Source organism: Vreelandella halophila, assembly GCF_019903425.1.
GTDB classification, from domain to species: Bacteria; Pseudomonadota; Gammaproteobacteria; order Pseudomonadales; family Oleiphilaceae; genus Halospina; species Halospina halophila.
Map to the genome: position 1 here is coordinate 916,637 of NZ_JACHUZ010000013.1, position 22,497 is coordinate 939,133.

The window sequence follows — 22,497 nt, forward strand, 5'->3', positions numbered from 1 at the left end:
TGTGTACTCCTAAAATGCCGATAAGGAGCGGCGAATCGGTTCGGTTATTTAGTCAGTTTGCGAAACTTTAATTCCAGTTTGTTAAGCCACTTCAGTAGTGATTGACCCTGAAGTGGATGGGTTATCCATGGTTTCTTTAAAGTGGCATTGCTTACGGTTAAAAAATCTTCCGCGGTTGGCAGTATCTTTGCGTTTCTGGCTTTAAAAGCCTGGTTCTGTTCGTCGGATAGAATTTCAAACGGATAAAAACCACAATTTTGTTTTTTTTCAGCCAGTGTCAGGGCCAGTGTTTTCACCTTGCCTCGATAGCAGGGAACACTGGGAAGCCACATAACAAAGGGGTTACGCATTATCCCCATTTTACTGAACTTAGTGCGCGCCTGTAGTTCGTTCTCTTTTTCTGTCGGTTTGAAAACCCAGTTCGCGGCTTTTAATCGGTCAACGCGGGCTATTGATAAGGCGGAAAAATAAATTCCGGAGCTGCGGTTGGAATCATTCCGGATATAGACGTGACTGTCCTGATGATATTCCATTGTTTTTTGGTTATGGCTGCGGTTCTTCTGACGCACAAAGGCATGGTGCAAAAATGCTGCATCAGGGCTCTCGCTGAAAAAACGTTCGATATCGTTGATATCCTGTTCGCTCAGCTTTCGCACTAGTTGGGTATCATCCTGCACAAAATATACGAGTTCGCCTTCAGGTATATAGGAAAGTGAGGATTGCATATTGTTATATAAACCGCCGCACTTGTGGGTTAATGCTTCGGTTTTTTCCGGCTGGATTACCTGATAACGCTTGGATAATTCCTTCAGTATTGAAACTGTTTCCGGGTCGTTACTCTCATCATCAAATATGAGAATGACGGGGGCCTCAACGCATTGCTCGATCGATTTAATGCAGTTTTCTAGAAAGCGGCCGCGGTTGAATGAAAATATGCAGAAGTACATGAATTATAAACTCGGAAATTTAATCAATTTTTAAATCAGGTCGGAAAAGGCCTTAACCTTGTTCCTTCAGTCTGCGAATCTTGCTTCGTATCCTGGACCAGATGGAATTCTGCTTGTAACGACCTTTGTGTATATGCCGGACCTGATAAACGCCATCCACATTGATGGGCGTCCCTTGTGTCCCCACCAGCCAGCGGAATGCTCGGTCTTCATAGCATTTGCACCAGTGCTCTGCGGGGGTTTGATAGATGGAGATACCCCCACAATAGCCGATGGCTCTTGCGACATCACCGTGCACAATCTGAAACGCGCCTTTCGCGCGATCCCGGGAAAAACGGGTAAAGTTTGCGGCCTCTATGTCTACCAGCTGCGGCTTGCTTCCTGCCTTTAACATGACGTCGTCTCTGGCGAGCATGGGCGTCGTTCTCTCTTCGCGGGGAAAGAGCAGTACATCGCGTCTCCCCTGAAGCTCGTCGGCCAGAGAGTCCATGCAGTTTTGATGAAATATGATGTCGCAGTCGGTGAACCATACCCAGTCCGCTTGAGTCGATTTTGCTGCCCTATTGCGGCCGATACCCCGCCTGAACAGTTGTTCTTTGGGCAGGGCCTGCCAGTTCCAGGTAACATTCTCGACATCATGTTTTTCAATGAAGTTTAGTAGCGCAGAGGTGCCCTCGTCCTCGGCGCAATAGAACACGGTGACGATGAGTTTCAGGCGCGTCGGAGGGTAGTTGACGAAAGAGCTCAGCTGATAGGCGAGCATGTTGGAGTACTGCCAGCAATGGCTAACCACTTCCAGGGTTGGGATGCCATCCACGGTGCTCCTTGACTGCGGTTCAGGAATGGGAGCCCGAAACCAGCTCGCCGGTACATAGCCGCTCGCGGCCAGGCGAAAGAAAACCGCCAGGATAGGATCGTACCAACGTGGCGGATAAATTTTTGTCTCACGCATGAAAGTTTGCCAATTTCTTGAATTACTCGGTACCGCATCGGTATCTAACCGCCGGCACGGTGGGTGTTCAGGGAGAGTGGACGCTAGAGTAACTTTAATCAGCTCGTCCCCGTAGGTAAAGGACCTCTTGCGGGCCCTGGCGGCAAGAGGTCTGGAGACCGGGTAACCCTTGTGTATATAAATCAGTCAGAGAGTGAAATCCGCTTTCCATTGGGGCCGAGTTATTATCAATGCCAGAGATCGACCCTGAATTTTGGACAGGCCACTCTTCCGAGTAGAGCTGCCCCACTCATTCTCAACACCTGCTGGCTTTGCGTTAGTGTACCGCTCTCAGGTGTCTACTGTATCGGAGGCTTGCCACACCGAGAACTTTATTCGGTCTGCCCCTGCGCTGCGGTTGTTGAGGCTGATGATGGGGGCTCAGGTTTGGTCGGTAATGTTGTAGGGTAACCGAAGCGTTCAAAGTCCTGGCGGTAGAGTTTTTCCACTTTGGCTTTCGCCTGATCATCATAGTAGGTGGCGAGTTTGCTGGCCGCGCTCGTCGCATTTCCCAGTGCTGACAGTATTTTCTTGTTTTCTTTATGGCCCTGGATCTGGTCCAGGACAAAGCTCATATCCTCATCAAGGTTTTCGGTTTTACCGAAGAAATCGAACTCCTCAAAAGGAATCAGCAATAGTGATGTCTGCGGAGCCCAGTGGGCGTTGCTGAACAGGCCGTCTTTCTCGAGATACTCAAGGAATTCCAGGAATGACGCTTCCCGGTTCTTTTGCCGCTCCCGACGGTCAACCTTGTCCAGAAATGCCGAGAGAACCCTTGTGTAGGGGTTTCGGACGAACGCGAACCGGAAAAGCTCAGGCAGACGCTCGACCTCGCGCCCCCTGAGTTGGGACGGCGCTCTGAATAGTTTTTTTGCCTCTCTGGATGGGATTTCACTTCCGTATCGTCGGTAGGCGAGGTTAACAACCACGGACGAGTTGGCTGCCTTGGGGATCCGGTTACAGAAGACCCCCAGGTCAAAGTCCAACAGCCCCCGTGCATCGGCGCTATTGATGGAAATGCCATCAGAATAGGGGTAGCGGCGATAGAAGGGGGTCCATGGAATAGTGATTCGGTTTCTAAGGAGCTTATTCATTCGTGCCGTCTTGCATTCCAGAGTAATTGTCAGTCGACGTTCCCCGGCCCAGGGTCCAGAGCCCCGTGTAGGTGTTAAAGCTGGTCTGGGCGTAGGTCACTGCCATCAGGTATCCCACGGGCCCATCCAGGAAACCAAGCCGTAGTATATAGACCTGAATGAAAGTTGTAATGGCCCGCAGAGTTGGGTAGATCAGAGTGCGGGTCCGTTTTCCCTTCTCCGCTTTCTGCTGGGCGCTCAGCCAGGAATACTGCGCGCTCTTGGCCAGGGCGTGGCCGTAATCCCGGTGTGTGTAGTGGGTCAGACGGCCCCGAAGGGTGCGGATGCGGGCGCCGTCCGGCAGGAGTATGGCCTCGTGCACCTGGGCATCGGAAAAAGCGGCCCCCTCCCGGCGGAACAGTCGAAGGGGCGCGCGGGCGCTTCGGCCAAAGTCCAGTCTCTTTCCGTAGATGGTGACGGCCCAGCGGAGCTTGAAGGCCTCTGCACCGGGGTTGTCACTGAGCCGGTGGTTGATTTCCCTTGCAAGGTAGGGGGTGATCCGCTCATCGGCGTCTATGGAGAGAACCCAGTCCCCGGTTGCCTGTTCCAGCGCCCGCTGCTTCTGGGGCCCAAAACCCGGCCAGTCAGTCACAGTTACCCTGTCGGTATACTGGCGGGCGATGCGAACCGTATCGTCGGTGCTGCCACTGTCGATTACGATGATTTCATCCGATACCGGCTGTACGGATTCCAGGCAGGCAGCAATGTTGTCCGCCTCATTGTAGGTGATGATGGTGGTGCTGATGCGTTGTCCGCGTTGCCGGTACAGGCTTGTATCCACTGCGCGCCAGGTCAGGTGGGTCAGTGTTGTGAGGGCGGCGACGTAGAAGCCGGCGTAGAGGGGGTCATCCAACAGTGGCGTACCAAAGCCCAGCAGCAGATAGGCTACCGGGATGAGCGCGCCTGCTGTCGCCAGCCCGGCGACTCGGGGATTGTGGTGGCGAAGCAGCTGGCCGAACTGCACCAGGGGAATGCCGATCAGAAGCATCCAGGCGATGAGTCCAGCCCCCCCGAGGCTCATAGCAATCTGGAGCGGGTCCTCCTGAAGAGGGCTTGCCGCATTACCGGTCATGAGCAGCCCCGCGGCGCCCAGGGCCACACCCAGCAGCGCTGGTATCGTTCGTACGCGGGCATGACTCAGTACCACGAATAAAGGCCAGAAAAGAAGCAGTAACAGGTGACTGCCCAGAGTCTGCAGGTACTCAGGGGAAGCGCCACGCCAGAGCCAGGAGACCAGGCTGACAATCGCGAAAAAGTTCAGGGCGAAGCCGATGAGCTTGATCTCGCGATCCGCCACAGGAAGTATGCGGGTTCCATGAACCCGGGGGCGAGCAATAAGAGCCAGGCCGAGGAGGCTGAGAGCTCCGACCAGTACCGGCAGAAGAAAATCAGTGATCAATGCGCTGGCAAAGGCAGCTACAAGGGCCACGGTAACAGCCGTGCTGAACTGTGAAAGGGAGGAGGACAATGCGGACTCCGTTCAATCAGTGGGTTCGAGTGGCTGCATTTCCTGCACTCGGGGATCTCCACATGATATCGGATCCGGTATCTCGAGAACGACCTTGAACTCGTCGCCTTTCCGGGCCTGACTGTCAGCCATTGAAGCTGAGAATTCCGTGTCGCCCGGATAGAACCGAAAACGGGCGCGCTCAGAGTCAGGCACCGTTTCAATCAGTTCCGCAACGCCACGCACCGCCGTCCATTCACAGTCAACGTCAGCTTCCGCCTCGGTAGGAGGCTCGTTCTCAGGCTGCACCAGACTGCAGCCGGCCATCGGCAGTATCAGAATCGCAAGGAGCAGGACCTGGTGTCGTCTCATGATCCGGCCGCTCCCTGAGCCCCCGGTCCGTTCGCGTTTTCCGGCAGACACGCAATGACCTGCTCACACTGTTTCATCGCGTAGGCATGGACACTCTGTACCAGTCCTTCCTCGTCACGGGCGCGCAACAGGTCGAGCGATTCACGCATATGGTTCAGGTTGTCCTCCAGTACCCGGTTGCCCTGGCGCAGGGCAACGAAGGCACAGCGTTTGGCGGAGGGCCAGAGGTCATTGATGGCGGCTGTGACGAAGTAGTTGTTGGCATAGGCCAGCGAGGCCTGGGTGTACTCAATGCCGGTATCCAGGAATTCCATGAGCCGGCCGCTGTGGAAGGACTCGCACATGCTTTCGTAGAGCGATTCCAGGCGCTCCATATCCTCGGCTTCCCACTGTCGGACGAGCTTGCGCCCGGTGTGGCCCAGAAACAGGCTCATCGCTTCGTAAAGGCTGCGCACGAAGTTCTCGTCCAGCGTCGTTACAAAAGCACCTTTGCGCGGCACGTTACGTACCAGGTGGCGTTTCTCCAGCATCAGCAGCGCCTCCCTAACGGCGCCATGGCTCACGTCCAGCTCTTTCGCCATGTTGCTTTCATGGATGCGATCGCCCGATTGGAGCTGTTCAAAGGCGATCATGTTTTCTAGATGGCGGGCAACCTGTTCACTCAGGGTTTCACGGGGTTTGAACGACTGCATTGCCTGAACTCGGGTTCATTTTTATGGGAGGACCGTATCATGTCATCGTTGCACAAATCAGCGGTTGTGCAAGTCGGCCCTTGATTTCTCTCAAACTGATCCCAAAGTGGTAACGTAGACCCCAACGAAGGGGCTCGGTTGACTTTGTCGGCACCGAGGGGTCGAGCCCCCAATACTGAAGGCCGTTAAGGAGGAAACACTATGGCTTTTGAACTCCCCAATCTTCCCTATTCCTACAACGCACTGGCGGAAAAGGGGATGTGCCAGGAAACGCTTGAGCTCCATCACGGCAAGCACCACAACACCTATGTCACGACCCTGAACAGCCTGGTCGAGCAGGACAGCAACCTGCAGGGCAAGTCGCTGGAGGAAATCGTCAAGCTCGCCTATGGCCGTGATGACCTGCAGAAAGTATTCAACCAGGCGGGCCAGCACTGGAACCACAACTTCTTCTGGGAAAACATGTCCCCGAATGGCGGCGGTATTCCGGGCAAGCTGGAGCAGAAGCTGGTCGAGGACTTCGGTTCCGTGGATGACTTCAAGGAGCAGTTCAAGACCACAGCCGTGGGTCAGTTCGGTTCCGGCTGGGGCTGGCTGGTGCTTGGTAATGACGGCAAGCTGAAGGTCACCAAGACGCCGAACGCTGCGAACCCGCTGGCGACTGGTGAAGGCAAGGTCCTGCTCGCTCTGGATGTCTGGGAGCACAGTTACTATCTGGACTTCCGCAACCGTCGTCCGGACTATGTCATGAACTTCCTCAACAACCTGGCCAACTACGAGTACGCTGAAGAGCAGCTCAACAAGGCGTAAACCGGCCCTGCACGCCCTGTTCAGGGGCGCGCTTAAACCCCCGTTCGGGATTGCCCGGCGGGGGTTTTCTGTTTCATGGGAGGCTGTCCACCAGCCCCCTTATGCTCGCCTGAACCCATTCAGGGTGCGTCACGGGCGCCCAGTGGTTGGCCGCCAGCCGCTCGCAGGTCACCTGTTGGCAGTAACGGACCATGACCTCGCACACTTCCAGAGTCGCGAAGGCGTCCTCTTCCAGGATTAGTATCTGGCTGGGCGTTCTGATGCTGTCGGGGCGCGGTGTGGGCGGCGGGCTGAGCGCGTTCTGGCGGTAGAGCTGGAATGTATGGTGCGTTAGGCGGGCAATCCCATCACGTGAGCGCGCCATGTGAGGGTGATCGGCTGGGACGCCACCCATGGTCAGGGCTGCCCGGTAGACGGGCGTGCTGACGGTGCTGAACACAGCCTGACCAAGGCCGGGAACATTCAGTGCCAGCATGTACCAGGAGTGCAGCACCTGGTTCAGTGCCGGTTTGCGGGCGCCACCGCCTTTCAGGATCCCGTTCCGGACCCACTCAGCCGCCGCTCCCAGATGCGGGCCGGAAAGGCTGGTCCAGGAGTTGGCCCGGCGCCCATAGACCGGGTCGGCAACGAAGCTCCAGCCGATGATCGAGCCCCAGTCGTGGCCCACCAGATGGGCTGAGCCCTCACGCCCACGGGTTGCCGTGATCACGGCATCGATGTCCTCCAGAAGGCATGGGATACGGTAGCCTTCGGCACGCCTCGGTGCCGTGCTCTGCCCCGCACCCCGCATATCGAAGCTGATCACGTGAAAATCGCTGCTCAGTGCCTGCATGTGCGGCAGCCACAGGTCGTGGCAGTCGGGGAAGCCGTGCAGGAAGAGGATGGCAGGGCGGGCCGGGTCGCCCTCCTCGACAATATAGAGTTCCGTCTGAGGGCGCCTGAGTGTCCGTGTTCGCATGGGTCTGACCTGTCGCGGTGATCCGGGTTATGCTTGGCAATCACCCATCATCCGGGAGGCAGGCGCTGTGTCATTGGCTGGATTTTACGAACGACACGTCTTTTCGCCCGTGCTGAAACTCGCCGAGCGGACGCTGGCGGATGTCCGCAGGGAGCTGCTCAGTCAGGCTTCGGGGGAGGTGCTGGAGATCGGCGTCGGGTCCGGCCTCAGCCTGAGCCATTACGGGCCGGCCGTGGAACGGATTGTGGGTCTGGAGCCCTCGGAAATCCTTATGGACGAGTGCCGGGAGTGTGTCGGTTCACATCATGAAGGGCCGCCGGTGGAGCTGGTTCAGGCGGGGGCTGAGGCCATGCCTTTCGAGGATAACCGGTTCGATACTATGGTGGCTTTCCTGGTGTTCTGCACCATCCCCGAGGCGGACCGGGCTGCGCTTGAGATGGCACGGGTACTGAAGCCGGGTGGTCGGTTGCTGTTCTTCGAGCATGTGGCCGCCCGCGAGCCGGGCCTGGCCCGCTGGCAGCAGCGTCTCAATCCCTTTTGGAAACCGCTTGCCTGTGGCTGCAATATCAACCGGGATACCCGGCGGGTGTTCGAGCGGGCCGGTTTTGACATGAGCAATATTGAGGTCCGGCGTCATCCGGATATCCCCCTGCCGCTGGTGCAGCCGGTGATCGAGGGGAATACCGGGCTTCGGGCGGCTGTCAGCGGCCAGAGCTCCCGAAGCGGCACGGGTCGAAGGCACTGACATCAATGGGCGTGGGTTCGCCATGCATCATAAGTCCCAGCAGTTCCGCGCTGCCTGCCGAGAGCGTCCAGCCAAAGGTGCCGTGCCCCGTGTTGAGCCAGAGGTTGCGCAGAGGGCCGGCACCGAGGGCCGGCGGGCCATCCGGCAGCATGGGCCGGAAGCCGGTCCAGGGTTCTGCATGGTTGAAGTCTGCGGCGCCCGGGAAGCGCTCGTTGATCGCCTCCTGCAGCACTTGCAAGCGTGATTCCGGTATCCGGCGGTTGAAGCCGGTCAGCTCCACGAAGCCAGTGACCCGCATCCGGTCCCCGAGACGGGTGATGGCAACCTTGTTGTCCAGGTCCACGACCGTTGAGCGGGGTGCTTTGTCAGGATTTTCCAGGGGCGCCGTCAGGGAGTAGCCCTTGACCGGATAGACAGGGAGCTTGAGGCCAAGTGGCCGGACAAGCTCCCTCGAGGCGCAGCCGGCACAGACAACGGTGGCATCAGCCGCTTCAAGCCAGCTCCTGTTGCCGTCGGAAACATGTGCGCCCTCCAGGGCATCACCGCTATGCTCCCATTGCGTCACGCTCGTGCCGAAGAAGAACCGGACGCCCGCCTCCCGGCACTGCGCCATGATTAGCTGTGAAAGGCGATGACAGTCGCCGGTACCGTCACCATTGATCAGCAGTGATGGCTGCAGGTCCCCGGTTGCCGCCAGCGCGGGTTCCTGGCGGCTGACTGCGCCTGCGTTCAGCCACTCATGCTCGATCTCCTGTTCCGCCAGGGCCCTGGCCTTGCTCTGGAGGCCGGCGTATTCAACCGGATCGCGGCTGATTTCCAGCAGCCCCTCATGGTGGCCGTCGAAGCCTTCCGGCAGTTCACGGTCGATGGCGTGGAAGGCGTTACGGCTGACCTGGCCGAGCTGGAGCATAGCCCGGTTGCTGGTGTCGTAGCGGCCTTTCTCCCAGGCATAGCGCAGTGTCTGAAACAGAAAACCGATGGTTCTCGGGGCCGGCGGCATGTGCATCTTCAGCGGACCCTGCCGGCGCACCAGGCCTTTCAGCCCCACACCGATCAGATCCGGTGCCGCCCAGGGAGAGACGTGACCGTAAGAGCGCTGGCCCGCGTTGGCATAGCTCGTCTCCATGCCCGGGCCCTCGTGTGCTTCCACCACCGTCACTGAATACCCCCTGTGGGCCAGCATCCGGGCGGTGGTTAAACCGACAATGCCGGCGCCGATAACCAGTGCTCTCATGAGGAAGGCTCCCGCAGCTGCCAGTCGTTCCGGGTGATGGGGGTAGCCCCGTTGTCACCCACGACAACCGTGTTGCTCATGCCGATGCCGAACTCACCCGGTGCCCGCAGGCACAAGGGCAGGTGGAAAACCATGCCCGGCTCAAAGGGCGACTCCTCGCCCTCGGCAATGAAGCCCGTCCCCTCGACCCAGCTTGGTGGGAACTGGGCCCCAACGGTGTAGCCGAAGACACCGGAGAAGAAGACCTCGTCCGCCACTTCCGCCAGGACCCGGTTGGCGGCTGTGGCAGCGTCTGTAAAGCGCTGGCCTGGGCGCATCTCCGAGACCAGCGTGTCGTGAAGACGGTGGCAGACGTCGTTGAGCCGTTTCATGCGGTCCGATGCCCGCCCGGCAGCCGCCGTGCGCATCTGCGGTGCGGTGTAACGGTGACGGACGGCACCGAATTCCAGGAAGACGGATTCGTCCTGCTCGATAACACGGCTCTGGTGGTTGAGATGGATCACGCTGCTGCGCGGTCCGCTGACCACAATGGGCTGCAGGCTCATGAACTCGCTGCCGGCCGCCAGCATGGCGCGCGCGCCCTCCGCCGCAATGGTGTTCTCGTTCACGCCCGGCTCAATCACGGCCATGGCGGCATCCAGACCCGCCATGGTCATCCGGGCGCTCTCGTGAAGGCGCTCCAGCTCCGCTGCTGTCTTGACGCGCCGGACGCGGTCCAGAACGGTGCTTGATTCATGGAAGGCCGTATTGGGCAGCTGGGCCCGGAGGGCGTCCAGGACGCCGGGCCGCAGGCCGTTGCCCCACTGGTTGATGCCGATGGCCTGGCAGTCCCGGAGCTGGTCCACAAGGGGCCCGATCACGGACTGGACGGACTCCCACCGGTATCCATCCACCTCGTCCACCAGGGCGGTCGCCGCAGCGGGGCCGGTTTCAATGGAGGGCACCTGGAGGAAACAGCGCTCTGGGCGGAAGACCAGGGCTGCATGGACCGAGACCTCAAAGGTCCGGTAACCGGTCAGGTAGTTGATCTCGCCGGGGTTGGTCACCAGCAGGGCTTCAAGGCCGGCTTCGCGCATGGCGCTGGCAACACGCTCCCGGCGCGCCCGGAACTCCCCGGGGTCGAAGCTCTGTTCAGTGCCTGCGGCTGTGCTGCGCAGTGCCTCAAGGTATGCGGTGTGATCCATGGCTGGCCTCTGGTAATGTCTGACCTTTGTGCCAGTGAAGCAGATTTACCCCAATCCTGTCGTCCAGAATGGAGTCCGTATGAGTACTGATACAGGAAGTCCGCAGCTCAAGCCCTGCCCGCGCAAGCCCAACTGTGTTTCCAGCCAGGGTAGGGGGAAGCAGTACATCCAGCCCCTGCCGGGTGATGAGGGCACCTGGGAGCGGCTGCCGGGCGTGCTTGAGGCCCTGGGCGGTGTCCGGATCGTGGAGCAGACGGCCGATACCATCCGCGCCGAAGCCCGTACCCGCGTGCTGCGGTTTGTGGACGACCTGGATTTCGTCCGTGACCGGGAGCAGGGCGTGATCCAGGTGCGTTCGGCCTCACGGCTTGGCTACTCGGATCTCGGTGTGAACCGGCGCCGGCTGGAAACCGTGCGCAGTGAGCTGATGACGGGGTAGCCATGGCGCGCACCTACACGGACCTTCTGCCCGCTGCTGATCGACTGGCGCGGCTGTTCTACCGCGAAGAGGCCGAGGGCGTGGATGAGCTTGCTGGTATTCTCCAGGCCCATCCCCGGCTGATGATCATCATGAACCATGGCCCCGTGCTCGGCCCGGCGCCCGCACTGGCAGCGCTGGTGCGGACCATGGTGCGCCACGGTGGCGGTGACAGGGTGCCGTTTGGAGTGACCTGGCGGGGATTCCATCGGGTGCCCGGTGTTGGTCTCCTGGCGGAGCGCCTTGTGCAGACATCGGCGGATTCCGGGGTGGAGGATGTTGTTGCCAAGCTTTGCGGCGGCACCTTCAATGACTGTGGCATTATGCCGGAAGGCGAATACAGCAATGTCGGCAACGGCATCGATATCCAGCCCTTCCGCAGCCAGCGGTTCATAGAGGCGGCCGTTCGGGCGGAAGTGCCTGTACTGCTGCTTGCTCACAGCGGCACTGAAAGGCTGGGGCGGCCGGTGCCCATTCCGGCTTCAGCCCGTTTCCTGGTAGAGCGTCTGCCTGAACACCTGCGCCGGGCTGTGAACCAGAGCGGTGTGGTGAGCCTGCCGTGGTTGCTGGGTGGGCGCATCCCCAAGCTGGGGCTTGCGTGTGAGCTGTACCAGCCGGATCTGTCACCCTGGGATCTCGAGGAACCGGGATCGGCGCAGCAGGTGGCGATGAATGCGCGCCATGTTCGGGCGCGCCTGCAGCGCCTGGTGAATCATCTGGTGCTGGAGTTCGGCGAGGATTAATCCGCCATCGTCGAGGCGCGTTCTTCCCGGTGCCGTGCCCGGTAGTGGCCGGGGCTTTCCCCCGTCCAGCGCTTGAAGGCCCTGCTGAAGGCGCTCAGTTCCGAAAACCCGAGCAGGAAGGCCACTTCCGTCAGCCCGTATTCGCCCTCGGCCACATACTGCAGTGCCCTTTCCCGTCGCACCGTCTCCGCCAGGTTCTGGAAGCTCTCACCCTCTTTTTTCAGCTTGCGGTACAGCGTCTGGCGGCTCATGTGCATGGCCGAGGCCACCCGGTCCACATCCGGGGTGCGTGGGAGCTGCTTCTGGACAATCCGCCGGACCCGCTCGGACACCGTCTTGCGCGGGCGCAGCTGGCGCAGCAGCCGGTTGACGTGCGTGGTCAGGGCCGAGTGCACGTAGGGGTTGCGGTGGGGCAGAGGCGAATCCAGATAGCGGGCCGGAAAGCACAGGCTGGTCTCACCGGCGCCGAAGGTTACCGGGCACTGGAAGATCCGTTCGTAGTGGGCACGATACCCCGGGTCTTCATGCGCCAGGCTCAGCTGCTCGATGGCCAGCCTGGGATGGATGAAGTGGCGTGCTCGGGTGACGGCCGCGGACAGGGTCCGGTCCATATCTGGAATACAGTACAGCGCTGGATCCGGCACGTGCCAGGTGACCCTTATCCGGTCGCCCTCCCTGGTCTGGTAGAGGTGCACCGCCTCATTCACGAGCCGGTGAAGCCGCATGTATTCCTCCAGGGCGTGTTCAATGGTGTCACTGTTGAACACGATGTGGCTCATCAGCCCCATGCGGTCAGGGTCCACGATCTCACCCAGGCGCAGTCCCAGGGCCGGGTCCCCGGTCAGGAGAAGTGCCTCCTGCCAGAGCTGGTTATGGCTGTGTACAGCCACACGGCAGTCCGGATCCTCAAGTTCGTCTGAGGAGATCCCAAGAATGCCATCAATATGGTCCTGGGTAGCAAATCCCCGGCTGGTCAGGTAGTGGGTGAGGGCAAGGGTGCCGGAGGCGCTCACCGTGGGGCTGTCTTTCATCGACTGTTACCACCTGTCAAAAGGTTGAGCGGGTGCGTCAAGCCGGCTCAGGCATTGCAACGTAGGATAATACCTGAATTCCTGACAAACCCAAGGAGTCGCGTCATGGATATGGATACCAACCTCGAAATCTGCGTTCCGCACACTGAAGAAGAAAAAGCCAATATCAAGGCTCTGTCCGATTATCTGAGCGAGATCCCCGCGTTCAACTGAGGGGTCCGCCTTCTCCCTGACCTGAATAGGTTCTGATGAGGTCCGCACCGCTGCGGTGGCGGGCCTTCATTTTTTGTATGCGCTCCAGAATCCCCTCCATGCGCCCCAGACGTGCCTGGGTTTCCAGGGCCCGCATCGTCCCATTGGCCCGGAAGTCGAATTTCAGGCCATAACGGTGCTGTTCCCCCTCAGCGTGCACATTTGAGACCACCGCAACCAGTCGGTTCTGATGCAGCTCGCTCCGGTCCAGGCGCAGGGTCAGGTCAATCAGCACCTTCTGACCCAATCGCAGCTTCCGGGACGTGATGATGGCGACACCTTCGCGGGTGAAATCGGCGGCTTCCACTGGTTCGCCCCGCCTGAAGCGGCTGCGCCCTGGCTTCAGCCGGGCTTCCAGTTCCGCTGCAGGAAAGCGCTGCAGGTGGCGGCGTTCATCGTGAAGGGGTGCTGCTGTGGCCATGGGGTCAGGTTCCGTTTAGGCTTACACTGCTTGATGTCACGAGTCTAAGCCTGTCGCCCGCTCTTCGCCAGTGACGGGTGCGCAGTATGGAACGGAGAAACGGTTTTGACAGACACTGTGGAACTCAATGCGGGCGTCAAGGGCGATGGCCCGCCCCTGATACTCATGCATGGTCTTTTCGGCGCCGGTGATACGCTCGGGGGCGTACGCAGACGTCTGGCGCCGGACTACGAGGTGCACAGCCTGGACCTGCGCAACCACGGTGATTCACCGCACACCCGCAGCATGAGTTACCCCGAAATGGCAGCGGATGTGCTGGCCTACATGGACCGGGTGGGGGTGGAGAAGGCCCACCTCCTGGGGCACTCCATGGGTGGCAAGACGGCCATGGAACTGGCACTGATGGCGCCGGAACGCGTGCAGCGACTGATTGTTGCCGACATTGCGCCGGTCGCCTATGAACCGCACCATGATGCGATCCAGCAGGCGCTTGAAGCGCTGGATCCGGCCTCCGTGTCCTCCCGGCGCGAGGCGGATGGGGTGCTGTCGGAATACATTGGGGAAAAAGGCGTACGCCAGTTCCTGCTGACCAACCTGGTCCCGTCGGACGGCGGTTTCCGGTGGCGGATGAATGTGCCCGGTATCCTCGCCTGTTACGAGCAGATCATGGCGGGCCCCTCCACCGACGGTGTCTACGAGGGGCCCACCCTGTTCATCCGTGGCGGCGGCTCGGATTACATCCAGAGCCGCCATCAGTATGCCGTTCTGCATTACTTTCCGTCTGCCGAGCTCAAGGTGATTCCGGATGTCGGGCACTGGCTCCATGCGGAAAAACCCGAACTGTTTGCGCGGATTTGCCAGCGTTTTCTGGCAGGCGAAGCGTAGGGCCACCCGAGCAAGGCCCTAGTGGCGATGAACAGATAACGTTTTACAGGGAGATAAGAATGAAAAAAGGGGTAATTGCTGTTCTTCTGGTCCTCGTGGTGCTGGTGGGGGGCTTCCTGCTCTGGCCATCCCCGGTGGATTCCGTCGCCTGGCAGCCACCGGAAGCGCCTGGGCTGGAGGGCCCGGCGCAGCCGAATGAAGCGCTACGGGATGCGGACGTGCTCGCGAAGGGCCGGATCCAGGGCCCGGAAGACACCGAGGTGGATGATGAAGGGAATGTCTACGGGGGGCTGCAGGACGGTCGGATCATCCGCGTGACACCGGAAGGGGACGTGGAGACGTTCGCGGATACCGGCGGGCGCCCGCTGGGCCTGGAGTTCGACGTGGACGGCAACCTGATCGTGGCCGACGCCTGGAAGGGCCTGCTTTCGGTCGCCCCCGATGGCTCGATTGAGGTGCTGACCACCGAATCCGAAGGCACACCCTTCGCCTTCACCGACGACCTCGCCATTGCCTCGGACGGGCGCATCTATTTCTCGGATGCCAGCAGCCGTTTCCATCAACCGGACTACCGCCTCGATATGCTCGAGAGCCGGCCGCATGGACGCCTGCTCCGTTACGATCCGGCGACCGGCGAAACCGAGACACTGATGGACGATCTCTACTTCGCCAATGGTGTGGCGCTCACCGAGGACGAACGCTCGGTGCTGGTGAACGAGACCTGGCGCTACCGCATCCAGCAGTACTGGCTCGAAGGCGACAAGGCCGGTACCAGTGAGGTCTTCGCCCGGAATCTGCCGGGATTCCCGGACAACCTCTCTGCGGATGACAACGGCATCATCTGGGTCGCCCTGCCGACCAAGCGCAACCCGCAGATGGACGCCTTCCACCCAAGTCCCTGGCTCAAGGAACAGGTCGCCAAGCTTCCGGAATCGCTGCAGCCTGGCCCTGAACCCTATGGCCTGGTGCTGGCCCTCGACCAACAGGGACAGATGCTGGGCAGCCTGCATGACCCGACCGGTGAGCGTTTGCAAATGGTAACCTCCGTGAAGGCCCGTGACGGTGCGCTCTATTTCGGGTCGCTCTACAATGACCGCATTGGTCGACTGGATTATGATCGGGCGATGCAAGCCCTGAGGGAGCAACCGGATGAGTGACTGGCACTGGCGGATGGCCGACCCGTTCACGATGAACATCAGGGTCTCGGAACAGGACGTGGACCGCCTCGGGCACGCCAACAACACCATCTACCTGCAGTGGATGGAAGAGATCAGCTGGGCGCACATTGAGTCCGTGGGCCTGACCTGGGAGCTGCAGGAGGAACTAGGGCGCGCCATGGCCATCGTTCGCACCGAGATTGATTACAAGGCAGCGGCGCTTGCGGGGGACGATCTGGTCCTTGGCACCTGGCTGACCGAGTTCGATGGCAAGCTTCGCTCCGGGCGGCAGTTCCAGCTGGTACGGCCCAGCGATGGCCGCACCCTGGTGGAAGCGGAGTCCCATCATGTCTGCATTGATACCGCAACCCAGCGCCCCGCGCGCATCCCAAGGCCCATGGCTGACCTGCTGAAAGAGGCCAGCCACGACCAGTAACCCCTGGAGGACATGTCATGCGCCAGATCGTCATTCCCGAATTCGGTGATGCCGGCGTACTTGAACTGCGCGAAGCAGCGCTGCCCGAGCCCGGCGAGGGCCAGGTGCGTGTGCGGGTGGCCAGTGCCGGGATCAATCCCATCGACTTCAAGACCCGCTCCGGCCAGGGGTTCGTAGCCAACGCCATTCGCGACCACCTGCCCTGGGTGCCGGGGTTTGAGGTGGCTGGCACCATCGATGCGGTGGGGGCTGGCGTCGACGGTTGGCGCACGGGGGACCCGGTTGTGGGCATGACCGGCTTCCCGCGTGCCGGCGGCGGTTATGCCGAGCAGACTCTGGTGCGTGCCGACGAACTCTGCCGGGTCCCGGATGGCCTGAAGCTGGATGAAACCGGCGCCGTTCCCCTGGCCGCGCTTACGGCCTGGCAGGGGCTGTTCAGCCATCTCGGGCTGCAACCCGGCCAGAAACTCCTGATTCTCGGCGGTGCCGGAGGCGTGGGGCATTTCGCGGTCCAGTTCGCCGCCCAGCACGGGGCCCATGTGGTGACCACCGGCTCCGGGGCCAACGAGGATTTTCTCCACCAGCTGGGTGCCGACGACGTCATCAACTATGAAAACGAGGACGTTCACGACGTCTGCTACGGACTGGATGCCGTCCTCGACCTGGTCGGCGGTGAAGCCGGCAAGGCCGCGCTCAGCACCCTTGGCGAACACGGCAAGCTCGTCACCGTTCCAACGGTAACAGCCCAGGCGATCAAGGACCTTGCGGCGGAGAAGGGCATCCAGGCTGCCGGCTACGTGGTCGAACCGGACACCGAGCAGCTCGAGGAAATCCTGGCCCTGCTCAACCGCCGCGACGCGGAACTCCACATCGCCGCCGCCTTCCCCCTGGGCGACGCGGCCGCTGCCCATCGCCGGCAGGAGGATGGGCATGTTCGGGGGAAGCTGGTGTTGCAGCCCTAGGCCTGACTACCAGTGAATGGATGTCTTTGGACTTTGATCCGTGCAGAAGCATGCTGTCTTTACTGCTCATTCCCACCGACAGATGCTGTAAACATCGTGAGTAAAGTCAGGGTTCTCGGCGACGCGGAAGTGATGAAGTTTCTCGGAATTTGATAGGTCGCAGGAAAGCGAATCCAGCTTTTCGACTACGTTATGTTCAGGGGCGATGCTTGGTGTATTTGTGTACCACAACAGATAGCTCTGACCGTCTTTTTCCGCATCGATGATCTGTCGGATTCGAGTTTCGTTAAACATTCGGCCTGGAATCCGTGATCGAATCCATTTCGCTGGCAGTTGAAAGTGCCCATTACCATCACTTCTTGTCTGGTCAAGGTATTCCTTTTCGTAAGTGAGCTCACGGATGATGCGTACATTCGGTACTGGTTCCCCATCCTTCAGCACCTGTCCCCTCACGGCCGGTGAGAGTTGCACGTTATAACTTTTGAATAATCCAGCCATATTGGACGTAACCTCATTTGAGTCATTGATGTAGCTGACAGCCAGGAAAATTAGAGCGCAGGAAAGCAGGTCAGTCCCGCTCAAAGGGATTCCAAAGCTTTTTTGACACAACGATTCAGTGCTCCAATGGTGGTTTCAAATACCCACCGGATGAACTGATAAGTGAGCTTGGTGACGGTAACCGCAGCTTTCCCCGCGAATACCAGCATGTGGCCGAGAAGCCCTGCAGTTTGCTCAGCAAACTCGGTTGATGCCTCCGCGATTTTTTCCAGTGAACGCGCAAGTCGGTCGTAAAACGTCAGGGCGGAACTGACGGTGGCCTGGCCGGCGATAGCGGAGTAGTGACCGGCGTCTTTCAGAAGCGTGATCAACGCAGCATTCAGCTTTTCTGACCAGTAGTTTGTGAAAGATGCTCGGAGGCGGTCTTCGTACCGGAGTCGCACGGGTTGATTGAGAAAGCGAGTTGATTGCTTTTTGAGTTCCCCCCAGTCATCAGCCTTGGCTGTATTCCGGTAGCCCGGCGTACCAGTAATTCCCATGGAGTGGGCTGTGAACTTGATGCCTTCGGAACCATCAAGTCGGTATTCGCCGGCGCCTTCTGTTGGAGCATGGATGAATGGCCAGACAGGCACCAGTGGTACTGGGTCGGCTCCATGAGTGCAGCGGTAATGATTATCAATGCGGGCTGTATTGGTTAACGCGTAGCCATTCAGCCCAACCCGGGGTGCACCGAATGTATAGAGTTTGACTTGGGTTTGAAACTGAGCTTTAACCCAATCTGCTATTAGAGATGCCAGGGCGCCACCAAGGCTATGCCCCACACAGTGAATGGTATGCTCGCCCCGAACTTGCTTCATGCGGGATTTGAGCTTTTTCTCCATGGTTGGACGCATGCTTGAAAACGTTTCCTCAAAGCCCGAATGAACACTCTGATTATTTGTGCCGGTCGAGATACCAACATCGAAGTTAGTAAGGTAATCAGCATCCGTTTTACTGCCGCGAACCGCTATTACTGTATCTTTACGGAATCGGTCCTGGCCCTCACCGATAACGGCGAATCCGGATTTCTTTGTATAAAGTCCGAAAAAACCACCAGTTTCTCCAATGATGAGGTTGTTCTTGGGTTCAAGATCAAAGGCCTTCCGTAGGCCAGGATTGATTTCGAGCGCGTAGTTGCCCGTACGGTCTGGCTGGCGGATTTGGTAAACAGCGTCGGCGAGTTCGGATGCTATCTTCGGGGTGATCGTACTCATATCAATTCCTTTTGGGGGTTGTTTTCCTTGGATCAGCTATCTGGCCAACGACAGATGCCTCGTATGTTGTGGGTAAAGTCCGGGTGTTCCGCGATAGTGAAATGGTGCATTTTTTCAGGGTTGGCCAGATCACATTCCATGTGACTCAGCTTTTCCTCTATTACCTTTTCCGGAGTTCTGCTGGTAGTTGTGGTTCGCCATAGGAGGTAGGTTTTTGGGCCGTAGTCGGCCGTTATGGACTGCGTGATGTGTTCCACACCGAGGAGTTTTCCCGGCTCACGCGACCGTATGTTTTTTTCTGGGAATGAAAAATGTCCGTCGGAGTCCGTGACAGTTTTCTCCGTGTAGTGTTTTGCATACATAAGTTCTCGGTAAACCTCGATGTCGGCTACCGGCTCACCATCCTTCAGAATCCGCCCCTTCACCTCCGGCGAAAGATGCACGTCATAACGCTTGAACCATCCGAACATATCGGCCATGACCTCGCTGGAATAGAGAAAATAGCTGGCAGCCACCAGGAGAAGTGTCAGGGGGAACAGACTCCGGGTAATGGTGCGGTGGTTTGGCATCACGGAACCCCCGGCATTGTGCGATCACCGGTCTGGGTTTGAGATGGAACCGAAAGGGGAGTACCGACCATGTCCCTGTCCTGTGGCTGACATCCTGTCTGGATCGGAAATTTAGGCTACCCGGTTACCGGGCGTCAATACCCTGGCCATCTGAGAACCACTGGGTCAGCGCGCTAGGAAAGCGGGCTTTGACCGGTGCCTCATTCACCCGCCAGCGTTCCGGGATGTTGCCATGGGGGATGGCGGCCACCAACAGGCTCTGCTCGTCGCCGCCAAATGCGGATCGCAGCGACGGCGGGCGACGCTGGACATCAATGGGCGGGCCGGCGATCTGCGCATCCAGCCAACGGCCATCGGGGAAGCGGAGCCTGACCGGCTGCCCCGCGGTCGCGAGGTGGACCTGATCGGTTTCAAGGTAGAGATGGATGCGGGGCCTGTCTTCGGGTTCAATGCGCATCAGTGTTGTGCCTGGACCCACGTTTTCGCCCTCGACCACCTCGATGGTCTGGACGGTACCGCTAACTGGCGATCGTACGTTCAGCTGCGCGAGACGCTGCTCAACCAAGGAACGCTGCTGCTGAATCTTGGTGATCAGGGTTTCGTTGCCGGTCTTCTCCTGCGCCGTCATACGGTCGAGAGCGGCGAGTTCATTTTCGCGGGTATCCACTTCGTTCTCGGCTGCCGCCAGCTCGCCCCGGGTTGCCACGCCCTGCTGGACAAGTTCAGATAGAGACTGCACCCGCCCCCGAGCCCGTTCCAGGCGCCGCTCCAGGCTGGCCTTCTGCCGTGACGCGGCTGCGGCTGTTGCATCATCGGCCATCTGGCTTCCCAGTGAGGCGAGTTCCGCCCGAAGGGCGGGATTGTCCAGCTGGGCCAGGGCATCCCCGGTGCTGACCCGATCGTGCTCGTCCACATGAAGCTGCAGGACGCGCCCGGTCTCAAGTGCGCGTATCTCGGTTGCGGGCTGGATGACCTGGCCGGGGGCCTCGATCACCACGGCTTCCCAGCCCACACGGCCGAGGAACCAAAGGAAAGGCGCTGCCACCAGCAGCAGGATCAGGTACCAGCGCAGCCGATAGGCGGCCCTTTTGCCGGGTGCGTAGAGAACGCGCAGTCCGCCGTCCTCGGTCGGGTTGGATTCCTTGCGGCTCGAGAACCGTACTTTCATGGCTGTTCCTCGTCGGCGATGGCGCGATACCCGGTCCAGTCCTGCCACGCAATGCCCGCGACGCCCGCTGGCATCAGCGTCCGCTGCCAGTCCTGCTCGAGCGCCTGGAGCGTATCAGCAGGGGTGCCGTGCCAGCTGTTCTCGGCGGCCAGGTCGGTCTCCGCGCTCTGTGCGACCTGGAAGCGGAGGCTGGGCCAGTGGGCGGCAATGCGCCTGGTACGCTCCAGCATGCTGGCTTCGTTCGTGGTGTAGATCATTAGTGTGATGGACCTGATGCCCATGTCCGAAAGGCGGCACGGAATGCAGAGACCTTCGGGGTCGGGACTGAACCAGCGGCGATGGCTGACAAGGCTGATGGGCCAGGGGCTGGCACGTTTCGCCATGGCAACGGTTGCCAGCCAGTCCTCGAGGCGCTCATCCGCGACCGGCCACCCCAGCTGTTCTACTTCCAGATCCAGATGCAGGCCATCAAACTCAAGGCCCGCCAGCCGCCGGATCAGATCCCGCAGCCGTGAGCGTTGATCCGGCTGTATCCAGCCAGGCTCCCCCAGGAGAAGGGTGACCCTCAGGCCGCGCTCATGGGCGGCGGCCAGTGTCTCGCGCAGGCGTTTGGCCAGTTCGGGAGTTCCGGAAAGCTGGTTGGCACTGAGGCCGATGTGGAGCGTATCGAAGCCGGCTTCCTGCAGCGCGGTGAGTTCGGAAGCACGGGTATCCGGTGCGAGAAGACGGGTACTGTCCCAGACATAGACCGCGCGGGACCAACCCGACCGGTCATTGGCTCTACCCGACTCATTGGCCATTTGGACCGGCTTGTCCGAGCCACGGGCATCCGCCCCGGGCCAGGGCAGCCCCTGTTCGCCAAGATAGCGGGCATCGGTTTCGGCATGACTGGCAAGCAGGCGCAGCTGGGCTTCCTCCTGCCAGGCATTACGCCAGCTGCGGATGAAGTCATGCATGGCGCCGGCGCTCTGGACCCGTGCGAGCCGCAGGGCCATGAAGCCGTCGCCGTCGTCCACGGAATCCCGTGCCTGCCGCTCCCCTTCAACACGCCGGCTGAGCTTGACCTGGCGTTGCTGGTCGCGTGTTTCAGCCAGGGCGCTGCGGTACTGTTCCAGTGCGTCGGAAAGATTGCGGCTGAGCCGATCCCGGGTAGCCGTCAGTTCATGCCGAGCAGCCCGGAAGCGCTCAGTCGCGGCCCCGTCACCCGCGCGCCCGCTGAGGGCGCCCAGCGGCACCTCAAAGCGGAAGCCGGCCACGAGGCCTGTTCCCGTTCCCGGGATGTCGTCGCGCCAGTCGAACTGCTGGGCCAGCGTGAAGTCGGCGTCAACATCGTGGTACCAGCGGTCGTGGCGTGTTCGGCGCGCGGCTTCGAGTGTGCTCTGTTGCGCTGCCATCAGCGGGTGCTGCTGGATCAGGGGTTGCCATTGTTCGGCGCTTGCCGGCTCCAGGGGCAGCGGTTCTGACTCCGCTCGCGCGTTGGCTGGCATCGAGACACCGCTGATGGCTTCCAGCCTGCGGTGCAGTTCGGCCTCGCGTTCCGCCCGGCGCCTACAGCTGTTCAGGCGTCGTGACCAGCGCTGTTCGAGCAGCATCTGTTCGGAGGTGCGCAGATCCTGGTTGCCCGCCCTCTGGCGAACAAGTGCCAGCTCATCCTCCGCCAGTGGCACCAGCTCCTGGCACAGGCGCTGGTACTGCTGGGCCTCCCACCAGTCGATGTAGGTCATGCGCAGTCGCAGGCGCTGCTCGGTTTCGGCCAGTTGACGCTGATGCTTCTGGCGCTGTTCCGCGGTGCGGGCGCGAACCAGCGCCTCGGTGCGGGCCCGCAGGGTTCCCAGCAATGGGTAGCGCAGGCCCACCTGGGCGCCATAGCCGGTGTAGTCCACCCGCCCCGCGTTTGGTTCCAGCTCCTGGAAGCGCCCGGCAGTCGCACCGCCGAACAGGGACCAGCCACGCTCGTCGGCGCGGTCGCGGCGCTCATCCGTGAGGGCGCGTTGTTCTGCCTGGGCAGCCTGCACCTCAGGTCCGTTCTCCATTCGTTCGAGCAGGCTGTCAAGCGGTACCGCCATGGTAGGCAGTGCGATGACCAGTCCAGCAACCATTGTCAGGGCGCGATGATGTGCCTTGATCATGC

Annotated in this window: 24 protein-coding genes; 8 read left to right on the top strand and 16 right to left on the bottom strand. The window is 60.3% G+C overall.

What is annotated here, in order from left to right; genetic code table 11:
• Window positions 1–44: 44 nt before the first annotated feature.
• The 6 genes from H4I92_RS08640 to H4I92_RS08665 all read right to left on the bottom strand — a co-directional run bounded on the left by H4I92_RS08640 (window position 45) and on the right by H4I92_RS08665 (window position 5,582).
• Entirely contained in the window at window positions 45–947 is a 903-nt protein-coding gene (locus tag H4I92_RS08640; RefSeq protein WP_077530198.1) for a glycosyltransferase family 2 protein, read from the bottom strand.
• Window positions 948–999: 52 nt separating this feature from the next.
• On the bottom strand, window positions 1,000–1,899 hold the full coding sequence (locus tag H4I92_RS08645; protein WP_077530199.1) for a glycosyltransferase family A protein: 900 nt from the start codon (window positions 1,897–1,899) through the stop codon (window positions 1,000–1,002).
• Window positions 1,900–2,270: 371 nt separating this feature from the next.
• On the bottom strand, window positions 2,271–3,032 hold the full coding sequence (locus H4I92_RS08650) for a sulfotransferase family protein (RefSeq protein ID WP_077530200.1): 762 nt from the start codon (window positions 3,030–3,032) through the stop codon (window positions 2,271–2,273).
• A complete protein-coding gene (locus tag H4I92_RS08655; RefSeq protein ID WP_218668183.1) occupies window positions 3,025–4,539 on the bottom strand; it encodes a glycosyltransferase family 2 protein in 1,515 nt (504 codons plus the stop codon). The genes H4I92_RS08650 and H4I92_RS08655 overlap by 8 nt, the downstream gene beginning before the upstream one ends.
• A 12-nt stretch (window positions 4,540–4,551) precedes the next feature.
• Window positions 4,552–4,890 (bottom strand): hypothetical protein, encoded by a 339-nt coding sequence (locus H4I92_RS08660; protein WP_077530201.1) that lies wholly within the window; start codon window positions 4,888–4,890, stop codon window positions 4,552–4,554.
• Window positions 4,887–5,582 (bottom strand): GntR family transcriptional regulator, encoded by a 696-nt coding sequence (locus H4I92_RS08665; RefSeq protein ID WP_077530202.1) that lies wholly within the window; start codon window positions 5,580–5,582, stop codon window positions 4,887–4,889. Before H4I92_RS08665 ends, H4I92_RS08660 begins: the two co-directional genes overlap by 4 nt.
• Window positions 5,583–5,783: 201 nt before the next feature.
• On the opposite strand from H4I92_RS08665, the gene H4I92_RS08670 reads away from it, so the two are divergent.
• Window positions 5,784–6,392, top strand: a complete 609-nt coding sequence (locus tag H4I92_RS08670; protein WP_077530203.1) for a superoxide dismutase — start codon at window positions 5,784–5,786, stop codon at window positions 6,390–6,392.
• A gap of 73 nt (window positions 6,393–6,465) precedes the next feature.
• Here the strand turns inward: H4I92_RS08670 and H4I92_RS08675 are convergent, their stop codons facing one another.
• On the bottom strand, window positions 6,466–7,350 hold the full coding sequence (locus H4I92_RS08675) for an alpha/beta fold hydrolase (RefSeq protein WP_077530204.1): 885 nt from the start codon (window positions 7,348–7,350) through the stop codon (window positions 6,466–6,468).
• A gap of 73 nt (window positions 7,351–7,423) precedes the next feature.
• Between H4I92_RS08675 and H4I92_RS08680 the strand changes: the two genes are divergently transcribed.
• Window positions 7,424–8,095, top strand: coding sequence for a class I SAM-dependent methyltransferase (locus H4I92_RS08680; protein ID WP_179105666.1), 672 nt, complete (start codon window positions 7,424–7,426; stop codon window positions 8,093–8,095).
• Here H4I92_RS08680 and H4I92_RS08685 read toward each other — a convergent pair.
• Together H4I92_RS08685 and H4I92_RS08690 are read right to left on the bottom strand one after the other, a co-directional pair.
• A complete protein-coding gene (locus tag H4I92_RS08685) occupies window positions 8,052–9,329 on the bottom strand; it encodes a D-amino acid dehydrogenase (RefSeq protein WP_077530206.1) in 1,278 nt (425 codons plus the stop codon). The genes H4I92_RS08680 and H4I92_RS08685 overlap by 44 nt on opposite strands.
• Window positions 9,326–10,513 (bottom strand): M24 family metallopeptidase, encoded by a 1,188-nt coding sequence (locus H4I92_RS08690; protein WP_077530207.1) that lies wholly within the window; start codon window positions 10,511–10,513, stop codon window positions 9,326–9,328. Before H4I92_RS08690 ends, H4I92_RS08685 begins: the two co-directional genes overlap by 4 nt.
• A 79-nt stretch (window positions 10,514–10,592) precedes the next feature.
• Here H4I92_RS08690 and H4I92_RS08695 point away from each other — a divergent pair, with 79 nt between their 5' ends.
• Both H4I92_RS08695 and H4I92_RS08700 read left to right on the top strand, forming a co-directional pair.
• The gene (locus H4I92_RS08695; protein WP_077530208.1) at window positions 10,593–10,952 is read left to right on the top strand and encodes a DUF1499 domain-containing protein; all 360 of its coding nucleotides are present in this window, start codon (window positions 10,593–10,595) and stop codon (window positions 10,950–10,952) included.
• 2 nt (window positions 10,953–10,954) lie between these two features.
• On the top strand, window positions 10,955–11,734 hold the full coding sequence (locus H4I92_RS08700) for a hypothetical protein (RefSeq protein ID WP_077530209.1): 780 nt from the start codon (window positions 10,955–10,957) through the stop codon (window positions 11,732–11,734).
• Here H4I92_RS08700 and H4I92_RS08705 read toward each other — a convergent pair.
• Window positions 11,731–12,765 carry an AraC family transcriptional regulator gene (locus tag H4I92_RS08705; protein ID WP_077530210.1) on the bottom strand — a complete coding sequence of 345 codons (1,035 nt, stop codon included), beginning with the start codon at window positions 12,763–12,765 and terminating at the stop codon, window positions 11,731–11,733. The genes H4I92_RS08700 and H4I92_RS08705 overlap by 4 nt on opposite strands.
• A 205-nt stretch (window positions 12,766–12,970) precedes the next feature.
• The gene (locus H4I92_RS08710) at window positions 12,971–13,438 is read right to left on the bottom strand and encodes a PilZ domain-containing protein (RefSeq protein WP_077530211.1); all 468 of its coding nucleotides are present in this window, start codon (window positions 13,436–13,438) and stop codon (window positions 12,971–12,973) included.
• A 105-nt stretch (window positions 13,439–13,543) separates the two neighbouring features.
• On the opposite strand from H4I92_RS08710, the gene H4I92_RS08715 reads away from it, so the two are divergent.
• Genes H4I92_RS08715 through H4I92_RS08730 form a run of 4 tightly spaced genes read left to right on the top strand, consistent with a single transcriptional unit; the run spans window position 13,544 to window position 16,878 of the window.
• Window positions 13,544–14,323 carry an alpha/beta fold hydrolase gene (locus H4I92_RS08715; RefSeq protein WP_245800866.1) on the top strand — a complete coding sequence of 260 codons (780 nt, stop codon included), beginning with the start codon at window positions 13,544–13,546 and terminating at the stop codon, window positions 14,321–14,323.
• 59 nt (window positions 14,324–14,382) lie between these two features.
• The gene (locus H4I92_RS08720) at window positions 14,383–15,480 is read left to right on the top strand and encodes an SMP-30/gluconolactonase/LRE family protein (protein ID WP_077530212.1); all 1,098 of its coding nucleotides are present in this window, start codon (window positions 14,383–14,385) and stop codon (window positions 15,478–15,480) included.
• Window positions 15,473–15,916 carry an acyl-CoA thioesterase gene (locus tag H4I92_RS08725; RefSeq protein WP_077530213.1) on the top strand — a complete coding sequence of 148 codons (444 nt, stop codon included), beginning with the start codon at window positions 15,473–15,475 and terminating at the stop codon, window positions 15,914–15,916. The genes H4I92_RS08720 and H4I92_RS08725 overlap by 8 nt, the downstream gene beginning before the upstream one ends.
• A gap of 17 nt (window positions 15,917–15,933) precedes the next feature.
• Window positions 15,934–16,878 carry an NADP-dependent oxidoreductase gene (locus tag H4I92_RS08730; protein ID WP_077530214.1) on the top strand — a complete coding sequence of 315 codons (945 nt, stop codon included), beginning with the start codon at window positions 15,934–15,936 and terminating at the stop codon, window positions 16,876–16,878.
• A 66-nt stretch (window positions 16,879–16,944) separates the two neighbouring features.
• Here the strand turns inward: H4I92_RS08730 and H4I92_RS08735 are convergent, their stop codons facing one another.
• The 5 genes from H4I92_RS08735 to H4I92_RS08755 all read right to left on the bottom strand — a co-directional run bounded on the left by H4I92_RS08735 (window position 16,945) and on the right by H4I92_RS08755 (window position 22,495).
• The gene (locus H4I92_RS08735; RefSeq protein ID WP_218668184.1) at window positions 16,945–17,460 is read right to left on the bottom strand and encodes a DUF6795 domain-containing protein; all 516 of its coding nucleotides are present in this window, start codon (window positions 17,458–17,460) and stop codon (window positions 16,945–16,947) included.
• Window positions 17,457–18,629: a lipase family protein gene (locus H4I92_RS08740; protein WP_077530216.1), complete on the bottom strand. Its 1,173-nt coding sequence runs from the start codon at window positions 18,627–18,629 to the stop codon at window positions 17,457–17,459. Before H4I92_RS08740 ends, H4I92_RS08735 begins: the two co-directional genes overlap by 4 nt.
• Window positions 18,630–18,661: 32 nt before the next feature.
• Complete coding sequence (locus H4I92_RS08745) at window positions 18,662–19,198, bottom strand: DUF4198 domain-containing protein (RefSeq protein WP_218668185.1); 537 nt, start codon at window positions 19,196–19,198, stop codon at window positions 18,662–18,664.
• A gap of 124 nt (window positions 19,199–19,322) precedes the next feature.
• Window positions 19,323–20,366 (bottom strand): HlyD family secretion protein, encoded by a 1,044-nt coding sequence (locus H4I92_RS08750; protein ID WP_077530217.1) that lies wholly within the window; start codon window positions 20,364–20,366, stop codon window positions 19,323–19,325.
• On the bottom strand, window positions 20,363–22,495 hold the full coding sequence (locus H4I92_RS08755) for a TolC family protein (RefSeq protein ID WP_077530218.1): 2,133 nt from the start codon (window positions 22,493–22,495) through the stop codon (window positions 20,363–20,365). The genes H4I92_RS08750 and H4I92_RS08755 overlap by 4 nt, the downstream gene beginning before the upstream one ends.
• Window positions 22,496–22,497: the final 2 nt, after the last annotated feature.

What these genes read in the sequence shown, in the direction of transcription:
- H4I92_RS08700 (WP_077530209.1), top strand. Translation starts at nt 10,955, where the DNA reads ATGGCGCGCACCTACACGGACCTTCTGCCCGCTGCTGATCGACTGGCG.
- H4I92_RS08725 (WP_077530213.1), top strand. Translation starts at nt 15,473, where the DNA reads ATGAGTGACTGGCACTGGCGGATGGCCGACCCGTTCACGATGAACATC.
- H4I92_RS08660 (WP_077530201.1), bottom strand. Translation starts at nt 4,890, where the DNA reads ATGAGACGACACCAGGTCCTGCTCCTTGCGATTCTGATACTGCCGATG.
- H4I92_RS08650 (WP_077530200.1), bottom strand. Translation starts at nt 3,032, where the DNA reads ATGAATAAGCTCCTTAGAAACCGAATCACTATTCCATGGACCCCCTTC.
- H4I92_RS08755 (WP_077530218.1), bottom strand. Translation starts at nt 22,495, where the DNA reads ATGATCAAGGCACATCATCGCGCCCTGACAATGGTTGCTGGACTGGTC.
- H4I92_RS08750 (WP_077530217.1), bottom strand. Translation starts at nt 20,366, where the DNA reads ATGAAAGTACGGTTCTCGAGCCGCAAGGAATCCAACCCGACCGAGGAC.
- H4I92_RS08640 (WP_077530198.1), bottom strand. Translation starts at nt 947, where the DNA reads ATGTACTTCTGCATATTTTCATTCAACCGCGGCCGCTTTCTAGAAAAC.
- H4I92_RS08695 (WP_077530208.1), top strand. Translation starts at nt 10,593, where the DNA reads ATGAGTACTGATACAGGAAGTCCGCAGCTCAAGCCCTGCCCGCGCAAG.
- H4I92_RS08730 (WP_077530214.1), top strand. Translation starts at nt 15,934, where the DNA reads ATGCGCCAGATCGTCATTCCCGAATTCGGTGATGCCGGCGTACTTGAA.
- H4I92_RS08710 (WP_077530211.1), bottom strand. Translation starts at nt 13,438, where the DNA reads ATGGCCACAGCAGCACCCCTTCACGATGAACGCCGCCACCTGCAGCGC.
- H4I92_RS08675 (WP_077530204.1), bottom strand. Translation starts at nt 7,350, where the DNA reads ATGCGAACACGGACACTCAGGCGCCCTCAGACGGAACTCTATATTGTC.
- H4I92_RS08645 (WP_077530199.1), bottom strand. Translation starts at nt 1,899, where the DNA reads ATGCGTGAGACAAAAATTTATCCGCCACGTTGGTACGATCCTATCCTG.
- H4I92_RS08745 (WP_218668185.1), bottom strand. Translation starts at nt 19,198, where the DNA reads ATGCCAAACCACCGCACCATTACCCGGAGTCTGTTCCCCCTGACACTT.
- H4I92_RS08685 (WP_077530206.1), bottom strand. Translation starts at nt 9,329, where the DNA reads ATGAGAGCACTGGTTATCGGCGCCGGCATTGTCGGTTTAACCACCGCC.
- H4I92_RS08720 (WP_077530212.1), top strand. Translation starts at nt 14,383, where the DNA reads ATGAAAAAAGGGGTAATTGCTGTTCTTCTGGTCCTCGTGGTGCTGGTG.
- H4I92_RS08665 (WP_077530202.1), bottom strand. Translation starts at nt 5,582, where the DNA reads ATGCAGTCGTTCAAACCCCGTGAAACCCTGAGTGAACAGGTTGCCCGC.
- H4I92_RS08740 (WP_077530216.1), bottom strand. Translation starts at nt 18,629, where the DNA reads ATGAGTACGATCACCCCGAAGATAGCATCCGAACTCGCCGACGCTGTT.
- H4I92_RS08705 (WP_077530210.1), bottom strand. Translation starts at nt 12,765, where the DNA reads ATGAAAGACAGCCCCACGGTGAGCGCCTCCGGCACCCTTGCCCTCACC.
- H4I92_RS08670 (WP_077530203.1), top strand. Translation starts at nt 5,784, where the DNA reads ATGGCTTTTGAACTCCCCAATCTTCCCTATTCCTACAACGCACTGGCG.
- H4I92_RS08690 (WP_077530207.1), bottom strand. Translation starts at nt 10,513, where the DNA reads ATGGATCACACCGCATACCTTGAGGCACTGCGCAGCACAGCCGCAGGC.